Origin of the sequence: Nocardia sp. NPDC046763 (genome assembly GCF_040645495.1) — a bacterium.
Lineage (GTDB): Bacteria > Actinomycetota > Actinomycetes > Mycobacteriales > Mycobacteriaceae > Nocardia.
This window is the reverse complement of record NZ_JBEYYI010000003.1, coordinates 463,593-485,108: the sequence shown is the minus strand read 5'-3', so window position 1 is coordinate 485,108 and position 21,516 is coordinate 463,593. Positions and strand designations below refer to the sequence as shown.

26 protein-coding genes and 2 pseudogenes are annotated in these 21,516 nt (G+C 66.7%); 10 read left to right on the top strand and 18 right to left on the bottom strand.

Annotated elements, in window-relative coordinates; all coding sequences use genetic code 11:
- Nucleotides 1–105: 105 nt before the first annotated feature.
- On the top strand, nucleotides 106–702 hold the full coding sequence (locus ABZ909_RS07385; RefSeq protein ID WP_356996845.1) for a maleylpyruvate isomerase family mycothiol-dependent enzyme: 597 nt from the start codon (nucleotides 106–108) through the stop codon (nucleotides 700–702).
- A 461-nt stretch (nucleotides 703–1,163) separates the two neighbouring features.
- Here ABZ909_RS07385 and ABZ909_RS07380 read toward each other — a convergent pair whose 3' ends face one another.
- Nucleotides 1,164–1,874, bottom strand: a complete 711-nt coding sequence (locus ABZ909_RS07380; RefSeq protein WP_356996844.1) for a helix-turn-helix domain-containing protein — start codon at nucleotides 1,872–1,874, stop codon at nucleotides 1,164–1,166.
- Between the two features lie 129 nt (nucleotides 1,875–2,003).
- On the opposite strand from ABZ909_RS07380, the gene ABZ909_RS07375 reads away from it, so the two are divergent.
- Nucleotides 2,004–2,819 (top strand): class I SAM-dependent methyltransferase, encoded by an 816-nt coding sequence (locus ABZ909_RS07375; RefSeq protein ID WP_356996843.1) that lies wholly within the window; start codon nucleotides 2,004–2,006, stop codon nucleotides 2,817–2,819.
- A 444-nt stretch (nucleotides 2,820–3,263) separates the two neighbouring features.
- Here the strand turns inward: ABZ909_RS07375 and ABZ909_RS07370 are convergent, their stop codons facing one another.
- Nucleotides 3,264–3,941, bottom strand: coding sequence for a helix-turn-helix domain-containing protein (locus tag ABZ909_RS07370; RefSeq protein WP_356996842.1), 678 nt, complete (start codon nucleotides 3,939–3,941; stop codon nucleotides 3,264–3,266).
- A 63-nt stretch (nucleotides 3,942–4,004) separates the two neighbouring features.
- Between ABZ909_RS07370 and ABZ909_RS07365 the strand changes: the two genes are divergently transcribed.
- The gene (locus ABZ909_RS07365; protein WP_356996841.1) at nucleotides 4,005–4,487 is read left to right on the top strand and encodes an SRPBCC family protein; all 483 of its coding nucleotides are present in this window, start codon (nucleotides 4,005–4,007) and stop codon (nucleotides 4,485–4,487) included.
- Between the two features lie 165 nt (nucleotides 4,488–4,652).
- On the opposite strand, the gene ABZ909_RS07360 is transcribed toward ABZ909_RS07365, so the two are convergent.
- From ABZ909_RS07360 to ABZ909_RS07350, 3 genes are all read right to left on the bottom strand, one after another.
- Nucleotides 4,653–4,826, bottom strand: coding sequence for a hypothetical protein (locus ABZ909_RS07360; protein ID WP_356996840.1), 174 nt, complete (start codon nucleotides 4,824–4,826; stop codon nucleotides 4,653–4,655).
- 407 nt (nucleotides 4,827–5,233) lie between these two features.
- Complete coding sequence (locus tag ABZ909_RS07355; protein ID WP_356996839.1) at nucleotides 5,234–5,626, bottom strand: transposase; 393 nt, start codon at nucleotides 5,624–5,626, stop codon at nucleotides 5,234–5,236.
- 45 nt (nucleotides 5,627–5,671) lie between these two features.
- Nucleotides 5,672–6,247, bottom strand: a complete 576-nt coding sequence (locus ABZ909_RS07350; RefSeq protein WP_356996838.1) for a GNAT family N-acetyltransferase — start codon at nucleotides 6,245–6,247, stop codon at nucleotides 5,672–5,674.
- Between the two features lie 166 nt (nucleotides 6,248–6,413).
- Between ABZ909_RS07350 and ABZ909_RS07345 the strand changes: the two genes are divergently transcribed.
- Nucleotides 6,414–6,695 carry a hypothetical protein gene (locus ABZ909_RS07345; protein ID WP_356996837.1) on the top strand — a complete coding sequence of 94 codons (282 nt, stop codon included), beginning with the start codon at nucleotides 6,414–6,416 and terminating at the stop codon, nucleotides 6,693–6,695.
- Nucleotides 6,692–7,048 (top strand): regulator, encoded by a 357-nt coding sequence (locus tag ABZ909_RS07340; protein ID WP_356996836.1) that lies wholly within the window; start codon nucleotides 6,692–6,694, stop codon nucleotides 7,046–7,048. The genes ABZ909_RS07345 and ABZ909_RS07340 overlap by 4 nt, the downstream gene beginning before the upstream one ends.
- Nucleotides 7,049–7,077: 29 nt before the next feature.
- Here the strand turns inward: ABZ909_RS07340 and ABZ909_RS07335 are convergent.
- Both ABZ909_RS07335 and ABZ909_RS07330 read right to left on the bottom strand, forming a co-directional pair.
- A pseudogene (locus ABZ909_RS07335) lies at nucleotides 7,078–7,292 on the bottom strand (hypothetical protein); the annotation flags it as partial.
- Between the two features lie 271 nt (nucleotides 7,293–7,563).
- On the bottom strand, nucleotides 7,564–8,430 hold the full coding sequence (locus ABZ909_RS07330) for a hypothetical protein (RefSeq protein WP_356996835.1): 867 nt from the start codon (nucleotides 8,428–8,430) through the stop codon (nucleotides 7,564–7,566).
- 343 nt (nucleotides 8,431–8,773) lie between these two features.
- On the opposite strand from ABZ909_RS07330, the pseudogene ABZ909_RS07325 reads away from it, so the two are divergent.
- Nucleotides 8,774–8,965: pseudogene (locus tag ABZ909_RS07325) on the top strand (helix-turn-helix domain-containing protein); the annotation flags it as partial.
- 57 nt (nucleotides 8,966–9,022) lie between these two features.
- On the opposite strand, the gene ABZ909_RS07320 reads toward ABZ909_RS07325, so the two are convergent.
- Nucleotides 9,023–9,343 (bottom strand): multidrug efflux SMR transporter, encoded by a 321-nt coding sequence (locus ABZ909_RS07320; RefSeq protein ID WP_356996834.1) that lies wholly within the window; start codon nucleotides 9,341–9,343, stop codon nucleotides 9,023–9,025.
- 1 nt (nucleotide 9,344) lies between these two features.
- Entirely contained in the window at nucleotides 9,345–10,007 is a 663-nt protein-coding gene (locus ABZ909_RS07315; protein WP_356996833.1) for an NAD(P)H-dependent oxidoreductase, read from the bottom strand.
- 90 nt (nucleotides 10,008–10,097) lie between these two features.
- Between ABZ909_RS07315 and ABZ909_RS07310 the strand changes: the two genes are divergently transcribed.
- The gene (locus ABZ909_RS07310; protein WP_356996832.1) at nucleotides 10,098–10,739 is read left to right on the top strand and encodes a helix-turn-helix domain-containing protein; all 642 of its coding nucleotides are present in this window, start codon (nucleotides 10,098–10,100) and stop codon (nucleotides 10,737–10,739) included.
- A 461-nt stretch (nucleotides 10,740–11,200) separates the two neighbouring features.
- Here the strand turns inward: ABZ909_RS07310 and ABZ909_RS07305 are convergent, their stop codons facing one another.
- A complete protein-coding gene (locus ABZ909_RS07305; protein ID WP_356996831.1) occupies nucleotides 11,201–11,593 on the bottom strand; it encodes a recombinase family protein in 393 nt (130 codons plus the stop codon).
- A gap of 355 nt (nucleotides 11,594–11,948) precedes the next feature.
- Here ABZ909_RS07305 and ABZ909_RS07300 point away from each other — a divergent pair, with 355 nt between their 5' ends.
- Entirely contained in the window at nucleotides 11,949–12,938 is a 990-nt protein-coding gene (locus ABZ909_RS07300) for a BtrH N-terminal domain-containing protein (protein WP_356996830.1), read from the top strand.
- A 192-nt stretch (nucleotides 12,939–13,130) separates the two neighbouring features.
- Here the strand turns inward: ABZ909_RS07300 and ABZ909_RS07295 are convergent, their stop codons facing one another.
- On the bottom strand, nucleotides 13,131–13,640 hold the full coding sequence (locus ABZ909_RS07295) for an SRPBCC family protein (protein WP_356996829.1): 510 nt from the start codon (nucleotides 13,638–13,640) through the stop codon (nucleotides 13,131–13,133).
- Between the two features lie 190 nt (nucleotides 13,641–13,830).
- The gene (locus ABZ909_RS07290) at nucleotides 13,831–14,451 is read right to left on the bottom strand and encodes a DUF2867 domain-containing protein (RefSeq protein WP_356996828.1); all 621 of its coding nucleotides are present in this window, start codon (nucleotides 14,449–14,451) and stop codon (nucleotides 13,831–13,833) included.
- Nucleotides 14,452–14,581: 130 nt separating this feature from the next.
- On the opposite strand from ABZ909_RS07290, the gene ABZ909_RS07285 reads away from it, so the two are divergent.
- Together ABZ909_RS07285 and ABZ909_RS07280 are read left to right on the top strand one after the other, a co-directional pair.
- Nucleotides 14,582–15,151 (top strand): TetR/AcrR family transcriptional regulator, encoded by a 570-nt coding sequence (locus ABZ909_RS07285; protein ID WP_356996827.1) that lies wholly within the window; start codon nucleotides 14,582–14,584, stop codon nucleotides 15,149–15,151.
- Between the two features lie 92 nt (nucleotides 15,152–15,243).
- Entirely contained in the window at nucleotides 15,244–15,666 is a 423-nt protein-coding gene (locus tag ABZ909_RS07280; RefSeq protein WP_356996826.1) for a DUF6463 family protein, read from the top strand.
- 115 nt (nucleotides 15,667–15,781) lie between these two features.
- Here ABZ909_RS07280 and ABZ909_RS07275 read toward each other — a convergent pair whose 3' ends face one another.
- From ABZ909_RS07275 to ABZ909_RS07250, 6 genes are all read right to left on the bottom strand, one after another.
- Nucleotides 15,782–16,237, bottom strand: a complete 456-nt coding sequence (locus ABZ909_RS07275) for a hypothetical protein (RefSeq protein WP_356996825.1) — start codon at nucleotides 16,235–16,237, stop codon at nucleotides 15,782–15,784.
- Between the two features lie 64 nt (nucleotides 16,238–16,301).
- Nucleotides 16,302–16,910 carry a TetR/AcrR family transcriptional regulator gene (locus ABZ909_RS07270; RefSeq protein WP_356996824.1) on the bottom strand — a complete coding sequence of 203 codons (609 nt, stop codon included), beginning with the start codon at nucleotides 16,908–16,910 and terminating at the stop codon, nucleotides 16,302–16,304.
- 70 nt (nucleotides 16,911–16,980) lie between these two features.
- Nucleotides 16,981–18,564 (bottom strand): AMP-binding protein, encoded by a 1,584-nt coding sequence (locus ABZ909_RS07265; RefSeq protein ID WP_356996823.1) that lies wholly within the window; start codon nucleotides 18,562–18,564, stop codon nucleotides 16,981–16,983.
- Between the two features lie 44 nt (nucleotides 18,565–18,608).
- Nucleotides 18,609–19,532, bottom strand: coding sequence for a nitronate monooxygenase (locus ABZ909_RS07260; protein ID WP_356996822.1), 924 nt, complete (start codon nucleotides 19,530–19,532; stop codon nucleotides 18,609–18,611).
- The gene (locus ABZ909_RS07255) at nucleotides 19,529–20,689 is read right to left on the bottom strand and encodes an FAD-dependent oxidoreductase (RefSeq protein WP_356996821.1); all 1,161 of its coding nucleotides are present in this window, start codon (nucleotides 20,687–20,689) and stop codon (nucleotides 19,529–19,531) included. Before ABZ909_RS07255 ends, ABZ909_RS07260 begins: the two co-directional genes overlap by 4 nt.
- Nucleotides 20,686–21,507, bottom strand: a complete 822-nt coding sequence (locus ABZ909_RS07250; RefSeq protein WP_356996820.1) for an SDR family NAD(P)-dependent oxidoreductase — start codon at nucleotides 21,505–21,507, stop codon at nucleotides 20,686–20,688. The genes ABZ909_RS07255 and ABZ909_RS07250 overlap by 4 nt, the downstream gene beginning before the upstream one ends.
- Between the last annotated feature and the right edge of the window lie 9 nt (nucleotides 21,508–21,516).

The window sequence follows — 21,516 nt, the reverse complement described above, 5'->3', positions numbered from 1 at the left end:
GGCTTCCCGACCGTGTGGACAATTTCTCGGCTGACCGATGAGTTCCGGTGGCGGCCGTCGTACAAGTGGGTGCAAGGCACGAACCGATCGAAAGGAACCCCTTCGATGCCCACACCCCGCCCACACGACGACATCGAGACCGAGACGTTCGCTGAACGCGAGCGCATAGCAGCCCTGCTCGCCGACCTGACGCCTGACCAGTGGGGAGCCGATTCGCTGTGCCGGGGATGGCGCGTGCGAGAAGTCGTCGCCCATATGACGATGCCCTACCGGACCAAGCCGCTACCGATGCTGGTCGGCCTGGTGCGGGCGAGATTCTCCTTCGATCGCTACGCCGACCGTGCGGCACATCAGGACACACAAGCCATGACCGATGCCGACCTGCTCAATGTCTTCAGCGCCAACATCAACCACCCGTGGCGCCCGCCCGGTGGTGGCGTCGCCGGCGCGCTCAGCCATGATGTGATCCACGGCCTCGACATCACCGAACCGTTGGGGCTCCCCGCGCCGCCACCGGACCGGGTAGCCCTCGTCCTCAGTAATGCCGCAGCGCGCAATCTCGAGTACTTCGGCGTCAATCTTGGCGGTACGCGTCTGGTGGCTTCCGACGCCGATGTCGCCATCGGAGAGGGCCGCGAGGTGAAGCTGCCGGCCAAAGACCTGATTCTGATCATTACCGGCCGCAAACCTCTGCCCGCATGAAGACGCCGCTGCCACCACCCGCCGCGCCCACATCGAGACAGCCGCTGAACTGGCCGAGCAAGGACATGCGGTCACGCTGGTGTGCGATGGAGACCTGATGCCGTCACTGAGTGCACCGGGTCGCCGCTAGGTCGTGAAGTGGCTGTCCCGCCACGATGTCACGGTGGTCGAGGACAGCACGGTGACCGAGGTCCGGCCGGATGCGGTCGTCTTCGCCGGCGGTGTGGTGCGTCCGAGCGCACTCACCATCTGGACCACGGGTTTCGGTGTCGTGTTGCTTGTACAGAGTCTTTGTGGCAGTTCACAATTCGTGCGTCAAGATCGTTTTCGCCGTCCATGGGCGGCACGGGGAGACCATGAACGTCAAGAGCAAGCGAAGTTCCTGAGCAGCGGATCCGGAGGGTGCGTATCGAAAGCTCCGGCCCTGGACTACACACGGAAGTACCTCGAGCACCGGTCTGCTACTTGGAGGGCCGTCTCCAGCGCTCGGTGGCCTCGATCATTTCCCGGTGGTGGAACTCGAGGAATCGGCTCATCAGTTGCAGGCGTACTCCGGTTGGAGTGTCCGGGCGATAGACCTCGGCGCCCGCCCGGACAATACCCGCCCAGATGGCCAGGGACTCAGCCTGTTTGCGCCAGACAATGTCCCACACGTCGGCGTCGATGCTGTATCGCTCGCGCCGAGGCCGGTCCCCGCGTCGGCGGCGGACAAAGCCCAGTCGTTCGAGATGCCCGATCGCCTTGGAGATCGACGCGGGGCTGACCCGCAGGCGGTGGGCGAGTTCGGCGGCGGTGAGGTCGTCGGCATCGCTGGTGTACAAACAGATCAACACCCGTGCCATCATGCGCGGGAAGCCGGTCTCCAACATCATGGCGGCGAACCGGTCCTGGAATTCGCTCACCGCCGCCGGATCTCGTCCATAACGGTGGGCGTCGGAATCTGGTGGCGGGTAGTCCGGCATCGTTTCCCGTCGCCTCTTGGCTCGCAGCGTCGCCGCTCGACTCGCCACGTCGGGGCGGTACCGATTGTGTCCGCCATTGCGGTTCACCTCTCGGCTGACCGTGGAGGTCGGGCGCTGTAGTCGCCGCGCGATCTCCGCGTACCCCAGGCCGGCGGACAGTCCCGCGGCGATCTCCTGGCGGTCGTGCGATGTGAGACGGCCTTTCCTCACAGCCACACCTCTTTCGGCTCGACGCAACGCGGCACACTGCTTCTTTCCACTCATTATCGTTGCAACGAACATGCTCGGTACTGGCGGTTTTCTATTGCCGCCTGCGGAAACGCAACATAGCGTTCGGTTATGGAAACAACGTTCAGCAGCCTCACCCCGGCGCAGGAGTCACTGTTCCTGACCCTGTACTTGCGAGCACTGGACTGTGCGGCGCGCAATCCGATCCTCGGCGACACCGTGTCCGCGGAGATCGCCGAGAACATCGACTACGACTTCGGTCGCCAGCAGGTGAGCGGCAGTCTGGTGCTCGATCTGGCTTGCCGCACCAGAACTCTCGACGAGCTGGTCCGCTCCTACCTCGCTCAGCACCCGGACGCCGTGGTGCTCGACCTCGGCTGTGGAGTGGATCCACGGGTGCTACGCTGCGACCCGCCCGCAGGGGTCGACTGGTACGACATCGACTTTCCCGAGGTCATCGCCATCCGTGAGCGCTTCCTGCCCGCGGCGTCCCACACCATCCCGGCCGATCTGACCGCACCGGACTGGATGCACGCCATTCCCGCCGACAGGCCCACCATGATCGTGGCCGACGGTTTGATGGCCTTCCTCTCCGGCGAGGAGTATCGAGATCTGTCGCGGGCGCTCACCGCGCATTTCGCCCACGGCGAGTTCGCCTTCAACGCCTACACCCGACTGGTGCTGAAGCTCGGCAATTTCAGCCCCACGTTCAAAGCATTGGGCGCCCGCTCGTCCGGCGGCGGTATCGATGATCCCCATGAGCCGGAATCCTGGGGCGCCCGCCTCACCCTCACCGAAGAACTGCTCCTGGTGAATTCACCCGACATTGCGAAGTACCCGCAACCCTTGCGCGCCTTCACTCGCCTGTGCGCGCACAATACCTGGATCTCCAGACAGGGCAATCGAATCCTGCGCTACCGCTTCTGATCGCGCGACCGCCGCGCCGACTGAAAGGGTGCTGCCCGTAAGTCCCTCGGGGGTCAGTGCCCGAGGTAGAGGTCGTAGGCGCAATCGAGGGCTTCTCGGGGGCTGCCTGCGGTGAAGCCGGTGGGCAGGATCTGGTTGCAGTCCTTCGTTCCGTTCAAGCCAGGATGGATCGACATATGGCCCGATAACAGGCTGCCCTTGGACGAGGACATGATCGCCGTGGCTTCAGAGCCGAATTCCGACATCCCCAATGCGCCTAAGACCGTGTCTCACGTCGTCGTGATTCGTTTGCCGCGTGTCGTATTCGGTTGCGCGGCATGATGTCCGGCCGTGGTCGATGAGTTGTCGCGCCGGCTGGTGCCGGACGAGTTGTGGGCGCTGGCCGTTCTCGCGGTAGCGCCGTGCCTCGCGGTGTCGTGAAGTGCTCAGTACGGATGAACGTGCTCAGTCGTCACGCGACTCTGCCCCGCTCGATGGCCATGGGGCAGTTCTTCGGCCTGCGGTTGGAGCCGTTGGCGCAGACGCCGACGCCGCAGGAAGCGAGCCGAGCAGTGCGGCGGTGCACTCCTCGGCGAGGTCCTCGGCGTGGGCGGGGAGGGGGTCGCCAGCCCGGAGGTGGCGGCGGACCAGTGAGAGGGGCAGGTCGATCACGGCGAGCGCGACTCGCTCGGTGGCCTGCTGGCCTTCGGCGCCCAGGGCAGTGGCGAGGGAGTCGAGGGAGGCGCGCACGCGCTGGTTGCCGCGGTCCGCCCGCTGGAGGTGTTCCTCGGGCCAGTCGGCGCGCCCGAAGTCCTCGGCGCCGTAGAGGAGGAGAGCGGCCTCCTCCGGGTGGGCGCGACTCCAGGCGACGACATGGCGTGCCGCCGCACACCCCGCCTGCCGCGCGTCGACGCCTGCTTCGAGGGCCTTGAAGTAGCCCTCCTGGAAGCTCTCGACCGTCCGCAGCCACACCTCGGCGAGCAGCGCGACCCGTCCGGCGAACCGGTGGTACACCGAACCGCTCGGGGCGCCCACCTCCATGGCGACCGCGGACATCGTCACCGCGGCCGGGCCCCCTGCGGCGGCCAGTCGCACGGCGGCGTCGAGGAGCTGCTTCACATCGAAGCGGGGTGGTCTTGCCATGAACTAGAGAGTAATCTCCACAATATTAGAGATAACCCTCTAAAAAGAACCGGAGGAGGACGCATGGGCGTCTACAACGTGCACGAGCGCCTGCTGGCCGCGAAGCGAAGCGAGGTGGGAGCGCTGATAGACACCCTGGCGAGCAGTGACGACAAGCTATGGCCCCAGGGCAGCTGGCCGTCGATGGCGTTCGACCGCCCCCTGGCAACCGGGGCGATCGGCGGGCACGGCCCGGTCCGCTACACCGTCGCCGCACATGTCCCCTCGCAATGGGTGCGCTTCACCTTCAGCGGGCCGCGCGGCTTCCACGGATTCCACGAATACGCCGCCCTGGCCGTCGACGAGGAGCACACGCTACTGCGCCACACCCTCGCCATGGCCGCCCGCGGCCCAGCGCGCCTCACCTGGCCGCTCATCTTCCGCCCCCTCCATGACGCCTGCCTGGAGGACAGCCTGGACCGCGCCGAACTGGCCTGTTCGGGCGCGGTGACCCGCCCGGCTCACTGGAGCCGTTACGTACGGCTGCTGCGTGGCCTCATGCGCTGACCACCAGGCACGCGCGCTCACGTCCAGGCCGCACCACAGAGGGTCGACACAGGCGCGAGCGCGCTCGGCCCGTGTTCGGGCTTGATTCGAGCTTGGCGGTGATCTTGGCGTGTGCCGGGTAGGTCGATCGTCGGTGTCCGAGGGTGAGGATGAGGTACAGCTGTTTCACTGAGAGCCCTCTACGGCGGCGGTCAACGTCGGCCCCAACGCCTGAGCGATCCTGGCGTCGAGATCGGCGATCGCCGCTGTGGCGGCATCGACAAGGTTCAGATTCATTCCGACCAGATATCCGTGATGAGCGGTGAAACGCCCGGTCAGGGCCTCGGCCAGGGCGGGCACCGTTCAATCCGTCTTCGAGCAGTAGTAGAACGGCTTCCAGTAATCGCCCGTGGACTCCATCACCACGCAGGTGACCTGCTCGGCGATCAAATGCTCGCGCAGCGCGAGGATCTGGCTGCTCGTCGGACCTCAGGTCGTCACCGTCGTCTGCGTCGCCCGCCCGGCCCGCGCCCTGCACCCGTACGCACACCTTCGCGTCCTTCTTCGAAAGTCGATACCCGCGCACCGCGCATGCACGACCTCCACCGCGACCACCTCTCCCGCTCGAGTGAAATCCGTTGACAGGGTGCGCATCACGGGGAGACGGAAGACTACAGGAATTTCCTACACATGCTCGGGGCAACAATCCACGGACCCCGCGAAGGGCGAGAACCGCCCTGCCTCCACCACCACCTTTCCCACCGGGCTCACAGCACCGCAAAGCGTTCGGGGTCGGCCGTGACACGCACCCCTACAGCAGCCCCTTCGCAATCACGCCGGAACGCAAGAACCGCACACGATTTCAGCCTCCGCTCAGGGCCGCGAAGCCGCCCTGAGTCCTTTCCCAGGAAGCGGTTCTCGTCTTCCAATTCCCGGACACGGCGCTCCAATTCCTTCAACCGGGCATGTTCCGGCATCGACAAACCGGTGTCCGCTGCCGAGTTCGTGCGCTGGAACTGTTTCACCCAGTTCCGGATCGTCTGATCGGTCACCCCACAATCGCGCGCGACATCAGCGACCAGCCGAGACTTCTCGACCACCTCACGTGCCGCCGCTTCTCGGAACACCGGGCTGAACTGACGCGACTTCTTCTGTGCCACAAACAACTCCGTTCGTGGCCGATACGCGCTGCTGCCGATTTTGGTCTATGACCCGTTGCCGGTCAGATCCTTGCTCATGAAGATCGCGATCTCCCCTTCGGAGGGCGTCCCGCGATACAGCGATGTGTCGAGCCCGCAGAAGGTGAATCCCATACGGCGGTACGCGCGGATGGCAGGCGCGTTGATGTTGGTGACCTCGAGCCACAATGTGCGGGCACCCAGTTCGCACCCATGCGCGGCGGCGAGGTCGACCAGCCTGCGGCCCAGACCCCGGCCCCGACGGGTCGGGACGATTTTGATATCGGTGATGGTCAGGCGCCGGTTCCATTCCACATAGACGACGTCGATGGACCCGCAGATGTGGCCTTGCGGATCGATGGCGACGAATCGGACCGGTTCACCCTCTTCGTTGTCCGCATCGTCTGGGAAGTGTTTGACGATCGGCGGAGACACCGCAACCTCGCAGAGCACGAACCCCTCGTCCGTGTCTCGAACATCGACGATGGTGTCGGTGGTGAACGATCCATCGATCCGGTCCACCGCATCGTCGTCAGCACGGACACCCCGGCGGAAGGACACTGTCATCGCTTGTAACGCATGGCTTTCCCGGTGTTCGATCATCGCGACGATGCTTACACACCGCTCCGGTGTGTGCCACCGTGTCGTCATGCGACTGGCCGCGCTGTTTACTGCACGGGAAGTCGAGGGAATCGTTGAATGCCCACGATGAGGTAGCCCCCGGTCTCGAGCAGTCCCGCACGGGCGTATTCGCTTGTATGCTCTAGGGGTGGGTTATCACTTTCGCGACGACGTTGCCGAGACCGTGTATCTGCACGACGTCACGAAAGCCGAGGTCATGCAGGCCTTGGCGTATCCGCGGCGATGGCCGCAGCGAATCGAGTCGAAGGTCGACGCCCGGGTGCTCCAGATCTTCAGCCGCACGGCCGAAGGCCGCGCCGTCGCCGCGGTGGTGATCCAAGTAGATCGCCGGGATTGGTTGATCTACGCAGCTCGGCCCCTCGAGGTGGACGAGAACGCCGAATACACCGTTTGGGAGGCACAGCAATGAATATCGAACGCCGAATCGAGGAACTGACCGCGCAGGCCGACGACGCCGACCTGATGGGCGATTTCCTGGCCGGGCGGCTGGTCCGCAGCAGCGAACCCGCCGAGGTGTCCGAGCTGCCCGTGCCGGACGCCGTCGAAGTGGAGTCGGCGGGGCTGATACCGACCACGGTCCGATTCTCGCAAACACAGAAGGACAAGCTCACCGCACTGGCGAAGGCGCGCGGCACCGACGTGTCCAGCCTGCTGAGGGAATGGGTCGATCACCAACTCGACGCGACCGAGCACCCGGATCGGCAGCTGATCACCGTCGACGAGGCGATCCAGGCCTTGCGGAACCTTCCCCACTCCGCCTGAATCGCTCGTCAACTCTGGGCTGATCTTTGTTAGGAAGCGCATTGCTTCTGCGACCTCGATCCAACCTCGGCGAGGTCGCAGCGGAAAGCGGCAGGCTCGGGCCCGCCGGCGCGCCAGGTGGTGCCGCGGCGCTCATGCGCGAACAACTCCTGCACGGCGTGGGCGATCTGCGGACCCACTTCGCGCTCGAGCAGGTACAGGCCGCGATCGGGCCGGAGGTGACCCCGGCGGCGTTGAGCAGATCGGTCGCGAGGGAGGCGAACAGCCGCCGCAGTCGGTCGCTGAGGTCGTCCCAGTCGGCTTGGTGGCCAGCTGTGTTGGTCTCGGTTCGATGGCATTTCCTCGGTCCGGCGGATCGGCACCGAGGTGCCGGTGATCGGCCCGCGAGCCGATTGGCCGTTGGTGACACCGGTGGCATGGTCCAGGCAGACCCTTACAGGGCGCGGTTCTGACGCAGCGGCTCGCGCTGCGCCCAGGCCACGAGGTCCGGATCAATCGATTGTCGTAACCCTGATTCAGATGGCGAGCTGGTTCAGCAAGGTCAGGAACTCGTCGGTGGGGTGCAGCTCGAGAGATTCGTCGGCCGGCTGGACGTAGGTGACCAGCTCGATATGGCCGCCGTGCCATCGGTACAGGTGCGGACTGGTCGGCCATGGATCGTTCGCGAAGTGGTGCACAGCCAGTGAGGCCAGGATCTCCCCAGCCTCGAGCACGTCGATACCGTCGATCGGGGCGGCATAAATGCTGAGTTCGGCGGGAACGGTGAATAGTGCACCAGCGCGACCGATGACGTCGGGATAGTCGCCGAGCCACAGCGCATGCGCGCTGGTGTAGTCGTTGCCTTTGAGCAGAAACCAGGGCGGGGCGCCCTCGGGAAAGTCGGCCCGCTCGACATCCAGCGGCCCATCGGTACGTGTGTTCTGCTCACCGAGCGCGAACAAATCATCTTCATCGACATCCCATCTCGCCAGCAGCTGGTAGGTGACCGGCGAGATGGTGTGTACACCGTCGAGCACCACGCGCTGGGTCAGTCCAGGGGCCAGCGATCGGCAGACGCACGCAACTTGATCATGGGCGCTGTCGGGGTACAGCCGAGTGCGTACCAGTGCCTGCACCGCGGCGAACTCCATCGCCTCGAGCGGTTCGGTATCGCTGACCTCGTCGTGGCTCAGCCCGGTAGTGAGATGGTCGGAGACCAGCGCGGCCCAGTCCTGCGGTGGCGCCGCAGCGACTTCGCGTACCAAGTTCTCCAGGTAGTAGACCGTGGTGCCGGCCGGGCCGGTCACCGTCACCTCGCCGTCGGCGGTCACCCGCGCGGTGCAACCGTGCAACTCGGCGGCAGTGCAGAACAATTCCGTGACCTGCCCGCGAACGTCTCTCATCGCCCGTCCCTCCCAATTGTCAACGCAGGTTGGAGTTATCGAACCGGCCTGCCGGACCGAGCGTAGAGGCCGACCCGGACACAATCGCGGTCGAACAGCCGGACGGCAGGGCCAACGAACCCACCGTCGCTGTAGAAGTGGTTGAGCCGCAATATGTTTGACTGATCGAATCGGAGCCGACCACAGCGGCCGAGGACGGTCTCACCGAGGGTTCGTACGCGAAGTAGACACGAAAGCTGACTGCGGGGGATGGGCCTATTGTTCCGCGCCTGAAATACGTTGATCATTTGCAGGATTCGGCGGCGGCGAGGAGGGCGGCCGAGGTCGGGCGCCGGATTTGGTTGTGACCGAGGCTCGGCGTCGGGAGTTGGTGCGGGGTGTGCGGTCGGCGACGTCGACGCAGGCGTATGCGTTGCGGTGCCGGATCGTGCTGGCCTGCGCCGAGCCGGGTGCGTTCAACACCCATGTTGCGACCGAGGTGGGCGTGTCGGCGATGACGGTGTGTAAGTGGCGAGGCCGTTTCATCGAGTACGGGTTGGCGGGCTTGGCCGCGCGCGTCCATGCGCGAGCACGATGGCGGCCCGCCCCGTCATCACCCCGGATTGGTCACGCGCGCCAGCACGATGCCGCCGATGATCATGGACAGCGCCAGCACCCGGCTCACGCTCAGCGGATCCTTCTGCACCACAATGCCGAGGCCGATAGCGCCGACCGCGCCGATGCCGGTGAAGATCGCGTAGGCGGTGCCGACCGGCAGCGATCGCATGGCGTAGGACAGCAGGTACACCGCGACGGCCGCCAGCACGAAGCAGAGCAGGGTGGGCAGCGGCCTGGTGAAATTCTGCGTCGGCTTGATCGATTGCGACCACGCGATCTCGACCATCCCGGCCAAACCCAGGACGAGCCAGTTCATTTCAGTACTCCTTTCCGAGCCGACGGGCCATCGCGAGCGCGGCGGCGTAGGACGCCTCGTGCCGGTCGCGCAGGTGCGTCAGGGCCGGGTCCTGCCGCGAGTTGGCGAGTTCGGCGTTGATGAAGACCGAGTCCTCGACGGCGAAATGCCCGGCGAAGAAGTCGCGCAGGTAGCGCTCCTGGTAGTCGTAGCCTGCCTTGGGGGCACCCGGGCCGTAGCTTCCGCCGCGTGCGGTGGCGACCACGAACCGTTTGGGGGCCAGCGACATTCGGGGGAAGGTGATCTGGTCGAGCCAGGCTTTGAGGCTCGCCGGGATCGAATAGTTGTACATCGGCGTGGCGATGAGGATGACGTCGGCGGCGCGCGCCTCGGCCAGCAGTGGGCCCGCGATCGCCCAGGCCTGTTGCTGCGCAGGCGAATCGGCCAGCTCGCCGAGGCGGTCGAGGTCGGTGCTGCCGTGCGCGAGCACGCGGTCGCACAGTTCGGTCCAGCCCTCGCCGATGAACGGGATCGGGTCGGCGGTCAGGTCGCGGTGGACGTACGTACCGTCGGGGTGCTCCGCGCGCCAGGCCTCGATGAAGGCGGCGCTCAGCCCACGGCTGATCGAGTTCCGGCGGGCGCTGGCGTCAAGGTGCAGCAAGGCGGTCATCAGCAGATCTCCCATCAACTGGACATTGCGTCCGTTTACCGCCGTCACGGTAATGCTCAACCGGACAACTTGTCCACTTATTCTGCGGAGGTTACAGTGAGCTGCATGAATGCTCCCCGTCTGCCGCTTCTGAACGACGCGTCCGCGGCAGCGCCGGTCGAGCGTGCGGACGCGGCCCGCAATCGAGTCAAGGTGCTCGCCGCCGCGGCGGGACTGTTCGCCGACCGCGACCCGCGCACGGTCACCATGGACGACATCGCCAAGGCGGCCGGGGTCGGGCGCGGGACGCTGTATCGGCGATATCCGGACGTGGTGTCGATCGCGGTCGCGCTGCTCGACGAGCACGAACGGGCATTGCAGGAACGGCTGCTGCGCGGGGCGCCGCCGCTCGGGCCGGGCGCGCCGCCCGCGAAGCGGCTGGCCGCGTTCTATGCCGCCATGGTCGAATTGCTGGACGCGCACGCCAATCTGGTGCTCGGCACGGAGGTCGGGGGTATGCGCTTCGGGACCGGGGCCTATCAATTCTGGGCAGTGCACGTGCGGACGTTATTGACGGAAGCCGGTGTGGCCGATCCGGATTCGCTGGTAGATGCGCTCTTGGCCCCGCTCGCCGCCGAGGTGTATCAGCAGCAGCGGAGACGCGGCCTGGGGTCCACACAGATCGCGGCGGGGCTCGCCCGGGTCGCGCACGGCATCCTCGGCGGAGCACACGGCTCGACAGCCGACGACCGCTCACCCGGCGGATGAGCGGTCGTCGGTATTCGCTTGTCGCTCAGACCATGTCTCGACGCCGGATCAGCCACATCGCGTCTCTGGCGAACAGGGCGACGTAAAGGCCCCGGACCAACTGCCCGCAGCGCGAGCCTTGGCGGCGTTGTGCGCGTTGACGTCGTCGTAGTCACCCATCCAACGATGATGCGCCGCAAGCGATCTGACCCGCACCTACGCGCGCGCTTCGCCGCCTACCACCGTGCCGTTCGTCTCGTTCGCAGACTGAAATTTCACCGTGCGGAATTTGTTCGGCGGGGGTCACCGGAATCGTACGAGCTACCACCGCAGCCAAGACCTTGGTGGTTCCGAAAATAGGGTCGGTGATCTCGGTAATGGCGGGGTCGATCGCTTCGGTGACATCGTAGAAAGCCAGGTTCGGTGTCAACAGGGTCCCGAGACGCTCCGTTCAGGCTTCTAATATGCTGGTAGGCAAGGGATTACGATATCGGCCAGCCTGGCAGCGCTTCGGCGCTCCCACCATTACGAAATGATCCGCCAGAATGTGACTGTGCACGGGGCGTGTCCCCGCCGATGATGCGGTGGATGGTGGACCGGCTGACGCTATATTCGTCGGCGAGGTCGGCCGGGCTGGCGTCGTCATTGGGGTCGCGGTAGCGGCGGTGGATCGTTTTCCGTGCTGCGAGAGGCAGTTTCGGTTGTTTGCCCTCGAGTCGGCCTTTCGCGCGGGCTTTGGCCATGCCCTCGCGGGTGCGTAGGTGGTTGAGGTTGGCCTCGAATTCGGCGACCATGGCCAGGGTTCGCAGGAACAGCGTGCCGAAGGGGTCGGGCCAGTCGTAGATCGAGCTGGCCGAGCCCGAACAGCATGTCACGTTTGCGCAGGTCGGTGGGTATCTCTCCGGCTTCGGCCATGTTGCGTGTGAACCGATCGAACGGGGCTCAGCGAGATGGTTCGTGGAACACCTCTACGGAACACCCATGACCTGGTGCCCGACCTGCGCTGTCGGGTGTTCCGGTGGCGGATCGGCTTACCGAACACGGGCCAGCGGGTTACAGCGCTGGACTCTCCCTCTACGGGAGGGGCCATCATGATGACAGCGCCGTCCCCGCCGAGCGCGGGCGCCACCCGCGAGCGCGCGTGCGTGAGTCCTGTCCCGTCGGGCCTGCAAAGGCGCCGTTGGAAGAACTCATGAGGCGGCTGATCGTCTGAGTCGAGGAAGGCATGGCATGACCACGGTGATAGACGTTGATGCCTGCGGTATGCACCATTGTGAGACCACAGCCCTGGGAGTGCTGCTGCGGCATCAAGGACTCGAGCTGTCCGAGCCGATGCTCTTCGGCCTCGGCTCCGGTCTGTCCTTCGTCTACTGGGACAACAAGAGCATGGGTTTCCCCTTCCTCGGGGGACGGGTCAAGTCTTTCGAGCTCACCAGAAACCTGGTCACCGAACTTGGGCCAGAGCTCCTGGTCCAAGAGACCACGTCCCCCCGACGGGCTTGGGCGAACGTGGTCGCCTCCCTCGACGCGGGCCGTCCGGTCGGATTGCAGCTCGACAGCTACTATCTGGACTACTTCGGGTCGAAGGTGCACTTCGGTGGTCATGTCGTCGCCATGTACGGATACGACGACCACGACGCGTACATAGTGGACACCGACCAGCAGGGCGGGAAGGTGTCCACCAGCCTGATCAGCCTCGCCCAGGCCAGGGCCGCGCGCGGCCCGATGACCGCCAAGCACCGGTCCTTCACCCTCACCGTCGTGAAGAACCTGGCTTCCCCACGCAGCCGGATCGTTCCCGCTATCACCGCCTGTGCCAACGTGTTCCTCAACCCGCCTACCGCCGATATCGGTTACCGAGGCATCGAGAAGGCCGGCCAGTCGGTGCGAACATGGCTCCAACGGACCGACAACCCGCAGCGAGACCTACCGCAGGCTGCTGTCTTGATGGAGAGGGCCGGTACCGGCGGTGCCCTGTTCCGCAACTTCTACCGCGACTTTCTCGCCGAATGCACCCAACTGCTCGACAGCAGCCACCTGCGTATCGGCCACGGGCTCTACACCGGGGCGGCCCCCCTGTGGACCGAAGTCGCCGCGTTGATCACGAAGGCTGGTGAATCGGGCGATGCGCAGTGCCTCGCACAGGCGGGTACCCTCCTCTGCGACCTCTCACGCATCGAACGTGAGGCCATGCGGGCGCTGAGCTGTCTGGGGGCATGAAGTCCCGAATACCTCGGTCCAGCCCTGAGGTCCGGCAGCAGCCGCCGTTCGCAGCGTGTCGCGGTCGAGTGATTCACGCGAGGCGACCGCGGTGAACTCGGCGGTGAGGAAGTCCGTGATCGTGACAACCACGTGGTCACGGCGGCCGGTATATCGAATCGTCGCGAGGTGTTTCGGCGGGTTTGCACCTGTTCAACTGGCGGTCGTTGCAGTGTCGTCGCGCATGACGCCGAGGCGCATCAGCCACAGGCTGTAGCGGCTGATGCGGTGGGGTCTGCGAATCGAGCCGGTGAGCTCGAGTTCGGCGCGGTCCAGCAGCGATTCCAGGCAGTCGTCGTGCAGCCACCGCAGCATCGCGGGCCAGATCACCTTGGCCACTCCGGCCAGGCGGATGACCGTGGTGTGCCGCAGCTCGGTGGTGTCGTCATCGAGGGGCCGGATGGTGAATTCGTGGAAGCCGGTCAGGGCACCGGGGGCGAATTCGAAACGCAGCCACCGCTTGGGTTGGTAGCCGACGACCGTATAGCTGCCTCCGCCGTGCCCGCCGACCGCGCCGATGCCGAGTGGTCCGTGCAGACGCGCGATCGGGAAGGGCGCACCCGGCCAGATCCGATCGCCGGTGCTGCCGTAGGTCTCGACGAGCTCGCCCACACGGTCGGCGGGGACGGGCAGTAGGCGGGTGTGGATGTTGAGAACCGGCATCGCGCAATACCTTTCGAAGAGAGAGGTCGTTCTTTTCTGGTGGGACGCTCGTTTGTCAGTGCGACACAGCGATGTCCTGGCGGTTCAGCCAGCTGAACCATTCCCCGGCGTAGTGGGGGGGCCGTCTGCATCAAGGCGCCGAGCGTGTGCCCGACTCCGCACGCGGTGATGAGCCAACCAGCCCACTTGATCATCGATCTCGGCTGCCTGAGAGCGACTCGGTGTGCGGATGCGTGCGGTTGAGCCAGGCGCGTTCCCATTGGCGGGTCATCCCCGGGTAGACGAGGTAGTAGCGGAAGGGCTTGATTGCGGCCATGTAGAGGTAGCCGAACAGGCCGTTGGGTTTGACGAGGGCTGCCATTCGTAACTCGTACTCGCCGTTGTCGATTGGTACCCAGCTGAGGTGGCAGACGGTGTGGACGGTCTTGTTCGCCAGTTCCAGGGCGCATTCGTTGTCGATTTCGTAGACGCCCGTGAAGGGTGTGTTCGGCGGAGGGGTTCCGGCTGGGCATTCGCTGAGGTCGTCGGGCAGTTGCCGGCGCAGCGATCTGACCCGGGAGCCGAGGCTCTGACCGGGCTCGTCCCAGCCGAACAGGTCGCCGAGCCGCCAGCGCACCGCGAACAGGAACCGGCCGAGCAGTGGCTGCCCCGAAGGTCCGCCCGCCGCGCGCAGTGCGGCGAGCATGACGGGGAAATCGTCCGGCCCGGCGCCGGGCGTATGGAAAGCCCAGACGTCCTCGACGGCGAAGTCGGGAGCGATGTCGTGGATTCGCCACGGGCGGCGGGTGTGCTCGGTGACAGGGAGTCTCATCGTGGTGTCCTTCCCGGCGGTCGTCGGTTCGCCCCTGGGCGCACCGACTGATATACGGCGACGTATAACATGGAGGTTAAACCCGTTTATACGGTTCCGTATAGATGCGGAAGTGTGAGAGGAGTCATGCATGGCGGTAGCCCGCACACCACGCGAGGCGTGGATCGAGCAGGGCTTGCGGACACTGGCCGCCAGCGGTGTGGACGCGGTTCGCATCGAGGTGCTGGCGAAGGCGCTCGGCGTGACGAAGGGCGGGTTCTACGGGTACTTCGCCGACCGCGACGCGTTGCTGACCGCGATGCTGGACACGTGGGAGCGTGAGAGCGTCGACGAGGTGCTCGAGGCCGTGCAACGCGTGAGCGACCCCCGCGACAAGATGGCTCTGGCCGGGCGATTGACCCTGTCCAGTGACCGGATGCTCGGTGTCGACCTCGCGGTTCGCAACTGGGCACGCCACGACGAGGCCGTCGCCGCGCGACTGCGCCGGGTCGACAACGAGCGAATGAAGCTGGCCCGCGAGATGATCGGCACCTTCTGCTCCGACCCCGACGAGATCGAGGCCCGCAGTCTGCTCGCGTTCTGCCTGGCCATCGGAAACCAATTCCTCGCCGCCGACCACAACGGCCGCACCCGCGACGAGGTCCGTGCTCGCGCCTCGGCGATCGTGCTCGATCGGCCCTCGACACCGGCCTCGCAATGAGGCCCGCACCACACTCCAAACATCTATACGGCCCCGTATACATGGGGATACGCTGCGAGTTGTACGGAGCCGTATAGATCTGGGAGGTTGCGATGCAGCAGCGGTCGGGCGGGAATCAGATGATCGGATGGGCCGGCGGAATTCTCGCGTTCATCGGCGCCGGGCACCTCACCGTCGGGCTGCTGGCCAGCTCGGCCTACGTCGGGGACTGGCTGTCGCTACGGCTCTGGGGTCACTGGTGGGAGGACACCACGTGGGCGATGTCCTTCTGGGCGAACCCGGCCGGCTTCGGCCTGCCGCTGGCGCTCATCGGCGTGCTGGTGGTGTGGATGAACCGGAAGGGCATCGTTCCACCGGCCTTCCTGGCCTGGACGGTGCTGGCCTGGGCCGTGGTGTGCGCCTACATGGTCGAGCCGACCCCCGCGCCCGTGGTGGTGATCGCCGCCGCCCTGCTGCTGCGCGGCATCCACCGTGCCGCCGAGCACTCGGAGCCACAACGCTTTTCGGTTAGGTGATCGGGTTCGGCGCAGCGGGTTTCGGAGACCTTGTGCAGCGTCTCCGCGCGCTCGCCGACACAGCGGGCGAGGGCATCGATTGCGTCATTTTCCTGCGGGAAATCGGACCGCGTTGTCATTTCCCGCATTTCCTCAGGGCGGTAGGGACGTCGAGGTGATGGGTGGTGCGTCGCTGGTAGGCGTCACCGGCGCGCGGGACCGAGGATTCGTCGAAATGCCTGCCCGTGATGGACATCGACGGTGGCGTCCGCGCGCTGGACAGGCCGATCGGGACGGCGAGGGTCGGATGGCCGAGCGGGTTCCCATACGGAGTGTGCGGGGAGCCGAGGACATTCATCGGCGGGAGTTGGTCGATGGTGTCCAGGCGTGGGGCGCGGAGGTGGCCGGTGGGTGTGACGATCGGATCCACGAGGGCGAGCGGGTCGGCGACCCGCCGAACCTGTTGTGCCTGTCCATGATCCGCGCCGGAGCTGGCGGCGCCGGCGGCCAGGACGATCCGGGTCCCGCGGCCGTGGTCGGTCCGACACTCCACGAGATCGCGGCGGTGGCAGGCGTATCGGCGCCTGGGCACTGTCCGGATCGGAAGGGTCGTGACCTGGGATTTCACGCGCCGGCATGCAGGTTCCGCGGAATATTCAGTCCGCGCTCTCCGGCGGCAGCCCGATGAGTTTGCAATAGGCGTCGGCCACCGACGCCGGGTCCAGCGAGCCGTCCTGGTGATACCAGCGATGGCTTTCGCTGACCATGTTCAGAATCGCGAAGGTCAAGACCGAGGACGGCGCATCCGGCAGCTGCCCGAGGGCCTGGATCTTTTCGACCACATCGCGAACGGTTGCGACGAATTCGCGCTCGTGGAGCTGGACTTCCTCGGCGACCGCCGGCTCCAGCCAGCGCTGCTCGCTGCGATAGACCGCGAAGGTGAGATGGTTCGCGATCACCGCGTAGGTGAATCGAGTGATGATCGCCCGCAGTTGGGTGACCGGATCGCTGCCCGCCGCCAGGCCGTCGTGCAGCGCGGTCGTCATGTCTCGGTCCACCTGTAATGCGATCTCGCGCAACAGGTCTGCCTTCGCACCGACGTAGTGGTAGATCGAGGGCTGGCTCAGGTCGAGCTGAGCCGCGATCTCCTTGGTGGTGCCCTTGCTGTACCCGCGGGAGGAGAAGACGGTCGCGGCGCCGTCGAGGATGCGCCGTCGCTTGTCTTCCCAGGCCGATTCCCCCTCGGCCGGCAATGCCGCAGCCACGTGTGGGCCTCCCGCAGTAGTTCCTCCGAAGTCGAACACGTCAGCTTAGCCCGCGAGCGGGCCGTGCGATTTAGCCCGCGAGCGGGCCGTGCGAATCCGGCGGACCGTCGGCCGCCATCTTGCGCAGCGCCGGCACGTCGATCTTGTTCGCCGCCGTTTTCGGCAAATGCTCCACCACCCGGATGTCGCGAGGTTGTTTGTAGGGTGCCAGATTCGCCGCGCAATGGTCGGCCAGCGCCGCCCCCTCCAGGATCGCGCCGCGGTCGGTGACGACGAACGACACCGGACGCTCGCCCCGTCTCTCGTCGGGCACGCCCACCGTGGCGGCCTCGACGATCCCCGGATACGCGCACAGCGTCTCGTCGATTTCGCGGGGATAGACATTGAATCCGCCGACGATGATCATGTCCTTCTTGCGATCGACGATGAACAGATAGCCGTCCTCGTCGAGATGGCCGATATCCCCGGTATTGAGCCAGCCGTCGACGAAGGCCCCGTCCCCGTGCGCCGGGTCGTGGTAACCGATGGTCATATGGGGCGCTCGAACCTGTATCTCACCGGATTCGCCGACGGCCGCGAACCGGCCCGGATCGTCCAGATCGACCACCCGGACTTCGACCGAGACGGCGGGCACACCGACCGAACCCGGTCGTGGCTGCAGGTCCCACCGATTGCAGGCGATCGGCGCGAGCTCGGTCATCCCGAAGGCCTCGCGAATCTCCACGCCGGTCCGGCGCAGCCAGCGATCATGCAGTGCGGCAGCGAATCTCGATCCGCCGCCGGGGCAGACACGCAGGCTGGAAAGGTTCGCGCGAGTGGTGTGCGCGCTCGACAGCAGACCGGCGTAGATCTCGGCCGGGCCGCCGCCGAAGACGGTGACCCGGTGATCGCGGATCGCCGTGGCCACCGCGTCGGGTTTGAATCCCTGAGAAATCACCACTGTCGCGTGGCCGTAGACCGGGTTGAGGATGCCCATCAGCAAGCCCCAGATATGGAACGACGGCGCCACGTTCAGCCACACCTCGGCGCCGTGCCGGGTCGGCCAGCAGGACTCCATGCCGCGGACGGTGAGCATCAGGGTGTGGTGGGTGTGATCGACTCCCTTGGGCACGCCGGTGGTGCCGCCGGTGAACATCATGGTCGCCAGGCGATCCGATGCGGGCAGTTGGTCTTCGGCGATGACGAGTGTCTCGTCGTGGCACCACGAGTCGAGGGTCAGTTCGTCCGTGCCGATCGGGAGGAGCTCGAGACCGAGCGACTCGGCCGCGGCGGCGACTTCGGCGGCACCGGCCGCGGCGAGTACGACATTCGCACCGGACCGCTCGAGCAGCAGCCGCAGTTCGCGGCCGGTGAAATTGGGGTTCATCAGCGCCACCTGCGCGCCCGCCAGCCAGGCGGCGAAGATCGCGGCCGACAGTTCGGGCCCGTTCGGCATGAGGACCGCGACCGGCCGCCCATCGACGACCGAGCCGGACAATCGGCGTGCCAAACCCACCGCCGCCCGGCCCAATTCCGCGTACGACAGCGTTCGGTCGCCACACACGATCGCTGTGCGATCGGGCGACTCGGCCATCGCCCGGCGCAGGCATTCGACCACGCTGGCCGACGGCTCCCGGTCCGGGCCGGCCGTCTCCTCGGTAGTCACAGCGGCCACCACAACCTCCAGTAACGAGTCTTGTCGACGTTCTCGCACGGTGATCACCGCGCGATCGATGCCAGCGCCGCATCGTATTCGGCGGCGAGCGCGGAGACGACCTCGGCGACCGATTCCGTCGCACGGACCGCTCCGACGCCCTCACCGGCCGACCACACGTCCCGCCAGGCCTTGGAATCGGCGACAACGCCGGAGAAGTCGATGCCGGTCGGACCACCGGCCGGCCGGTGGCGGTGCAGGCTCTCGGTGAGCCAGTTCGCGGGCACCCCGGTCACACTGTCCGAGGTGGTGATGTCCGCAATCGTCGCGTCGATCACCATCCGGCGGTGTCCGTCGGCCGCGCGACTCTCGGCGGTCGCGAGCAGCCGGGTGCCGACGGTGACGAGGTCGGCGCCCAGAACGCGCATGGCGAGAATGCCCGCGCCCGAGGACACCGCGCCACCGGCGATCAGCGGTCCGTCCCAGAACTCCCGGATCGCGGCGATCAGCGCGAACGGGCTGTATCTCCCCGTGTGCCCGCCGGCCCCCGAGCAGACGGCGGCGAGGCCGTCAGCGCCCGCGGCAATGGCCCGCCGGGCCTGTTCGGGTGTGTTGATATCGGCGAAAATCAAACCACCCCAACCATGTACGGCCTCGAGCGCGCGCTGTGGGGTGCCGAGCGCGGTGATCACCAGGTCCGGTGCGGCCTCGCGCAGCAGCGCCAGTTCGGTGTCGAGCCGATCGTAGGTGCGGTGCACGATGAGATTGACACCCCATGCGCCTCCGTCGACGCCCTCGGTGATGCCGGCGATCATGGCGCTCAGGTCGTCGATGGTGCGCGCGTTGGCGGCGGGAAAGGTGCCGACGACCCCGGAACGCGCTGCGGCGGTCACCATTTCGGTCCCGGAGACCAGGAACATCGGGGCCGCCATGACCGGGATCTGCAGCGAGGCCAGGAGTGCGTCGAACCGTCGACTTCCGGATGTCATCGTGCCACCCCCATTTCCGGTCGATCCGCCGCCTCGAGCTCCCGGCGGGCGCGCCGTGCCAGATGCGCAGCGTCGATCGCCAGCATCGCCGTGGGCCGCCCGCCGCGGGTCCAGGTCACCGCCCGCCCGGAGCGTGTGTCGGTGCGGATCTCGACCGCATCGGCCCGGCCGTGGCGGCCGATGTAGTGCAGGCCGTGGCCGAGCTGGTGCGACCAGAAGTAGGGCAACGGATCGTAGGATTCGTTGGCGCCGAGGATGTTGCGAGCAGCCACGTGCGCGGAGTCCGCCGCGTGGTGCCAGTGTTCGAGGTGCATGTCGCATCCGTATCGGGACGAGCGCCAGGCGACCGCGTCGCCGGCCGCGTAGACGCCGGGCAGGCCGGTGCACAGGTGTTCGTCCACGGTGATGAACCCGGCCGGATCGAGCGCGACCACCGAGGCGTCCAGCCAGGAGGTCGCCGGTGACCCGCCGATCGCGGCGATCACCACATCCGCGGCACGATGGCCGGAGTCGCTGAGAAGCACTCCGGTGGAGGTGGTTTCGAGGACCCGCACACCGGTCGTCAGCCGGATGCCACATTCGTCGTACCACCCCCGGATCTCCGCCAGGACCGCGTCGGGAACCGCGGCCAGGGCGGGGCCGAGGTCGGGGCCGATCACGGAGACTCGGCAGCCCGCGGCGGCGGCCGCTGTCGCGACCTCCGCACCGATCAGGCCCGCGCCGACGATCAGAACACGCTGGCCCGCGACCAGCTCGGTACGCAGGCCGACTGCATCGGCCAGGGTGCGCAGGCCCCGTGCGGGTGCCGCGCCGGGGCCGCTCGGCAGTCGCCGAGCCTTCAGCCCGGGCGCCAGCAGGGCCGCCTCGAACGGGAATCTGCCTGCCGTGGTGAGGATTTCGCCGGCACGGATACCGACCGCGACGGTGTCGGTGTGAACCTGGACCTCGAGATCGGCGAGATCGGGGCTCAGCGTCGGCGTCAGCGCCTGCCCCGACAACAGTTCCTTCGACAGCGGCGGCCGGTCATAGGGCGCGGCCGGCTCCTGCGTGATCAGCGTGAGCCGACCGTGGAATCCGCAGGAGCGCAGGGTGACCGCCGCGGTGTGCCCGGCCAGACCACCGCCCACGACGACCACGCTGTCCGGCTTCGTACTCATGGTTTCTCCTCTCGGGCCGGGCGTGCGGCCGGCCGCCGTCCACGCACCTCCAGTCCGCCGTCGCTGGGAAAGACCGCGCCGGTGACGAACCCGGTGTCCGCGGGGCAGGCCAGCGAAACATAAAGACCCGCATGGTGTTCCGGCTCGCTGATGAATCCCAGCGGTATCGTCCGCGCGATCGCGTCGAGCAGTCGCGTCTCGTCCCGCAGGCGACGGTCGCCGCCGAGGGCCCCGACGCCGGTCAGGCCGGTGCGGGTGGCCCCGGGGGCGATGCCGTTGACGCGCACATCCGGTGCGAATTCGTAGGCCAGTTGCCGCACGAGCCCGACCACCGCGTGCTTGGACGCCACATACAGCGCACCGCCGCCGCCGGCGTAGGATCCGCTCGAGGAGCTGGTGAGAATGATCGAGCCTCGGTTGTCGCGCAACGCGGAGCTCGCCGCCCGGACTCCGAGCAGGTAGCCCAGCACATTGGTGGCGAAGAGCGCGTGGAAGTCGTCGGGCAATCGCGCGAGTTCCAGGTCGTCGAGCTTGGTGCCGAAGTCGTAGACCCCGACATTTCCCACATAGGTGTCCAGGCGTCCGAACATGTCGAGCGCGCATTCGGTGGCCGCGACGTGCGTGGCAGGATCGCGCGCATCGCCGATGACGGTGGCGACCCGGCCGAGATGCCGGTCGCGCACCGCATCGGCGAGCCGCTTGTCCCGCTCCAGCACAACGACTTTCGCGCCCTCGTGTACGTACCGTTCGACCACGGCCCTGCCGATGCCGTCGCCGCCGCCGGTGACGAGGGCGACCCGACCATCCATTCGTCCCATCGGAAACGT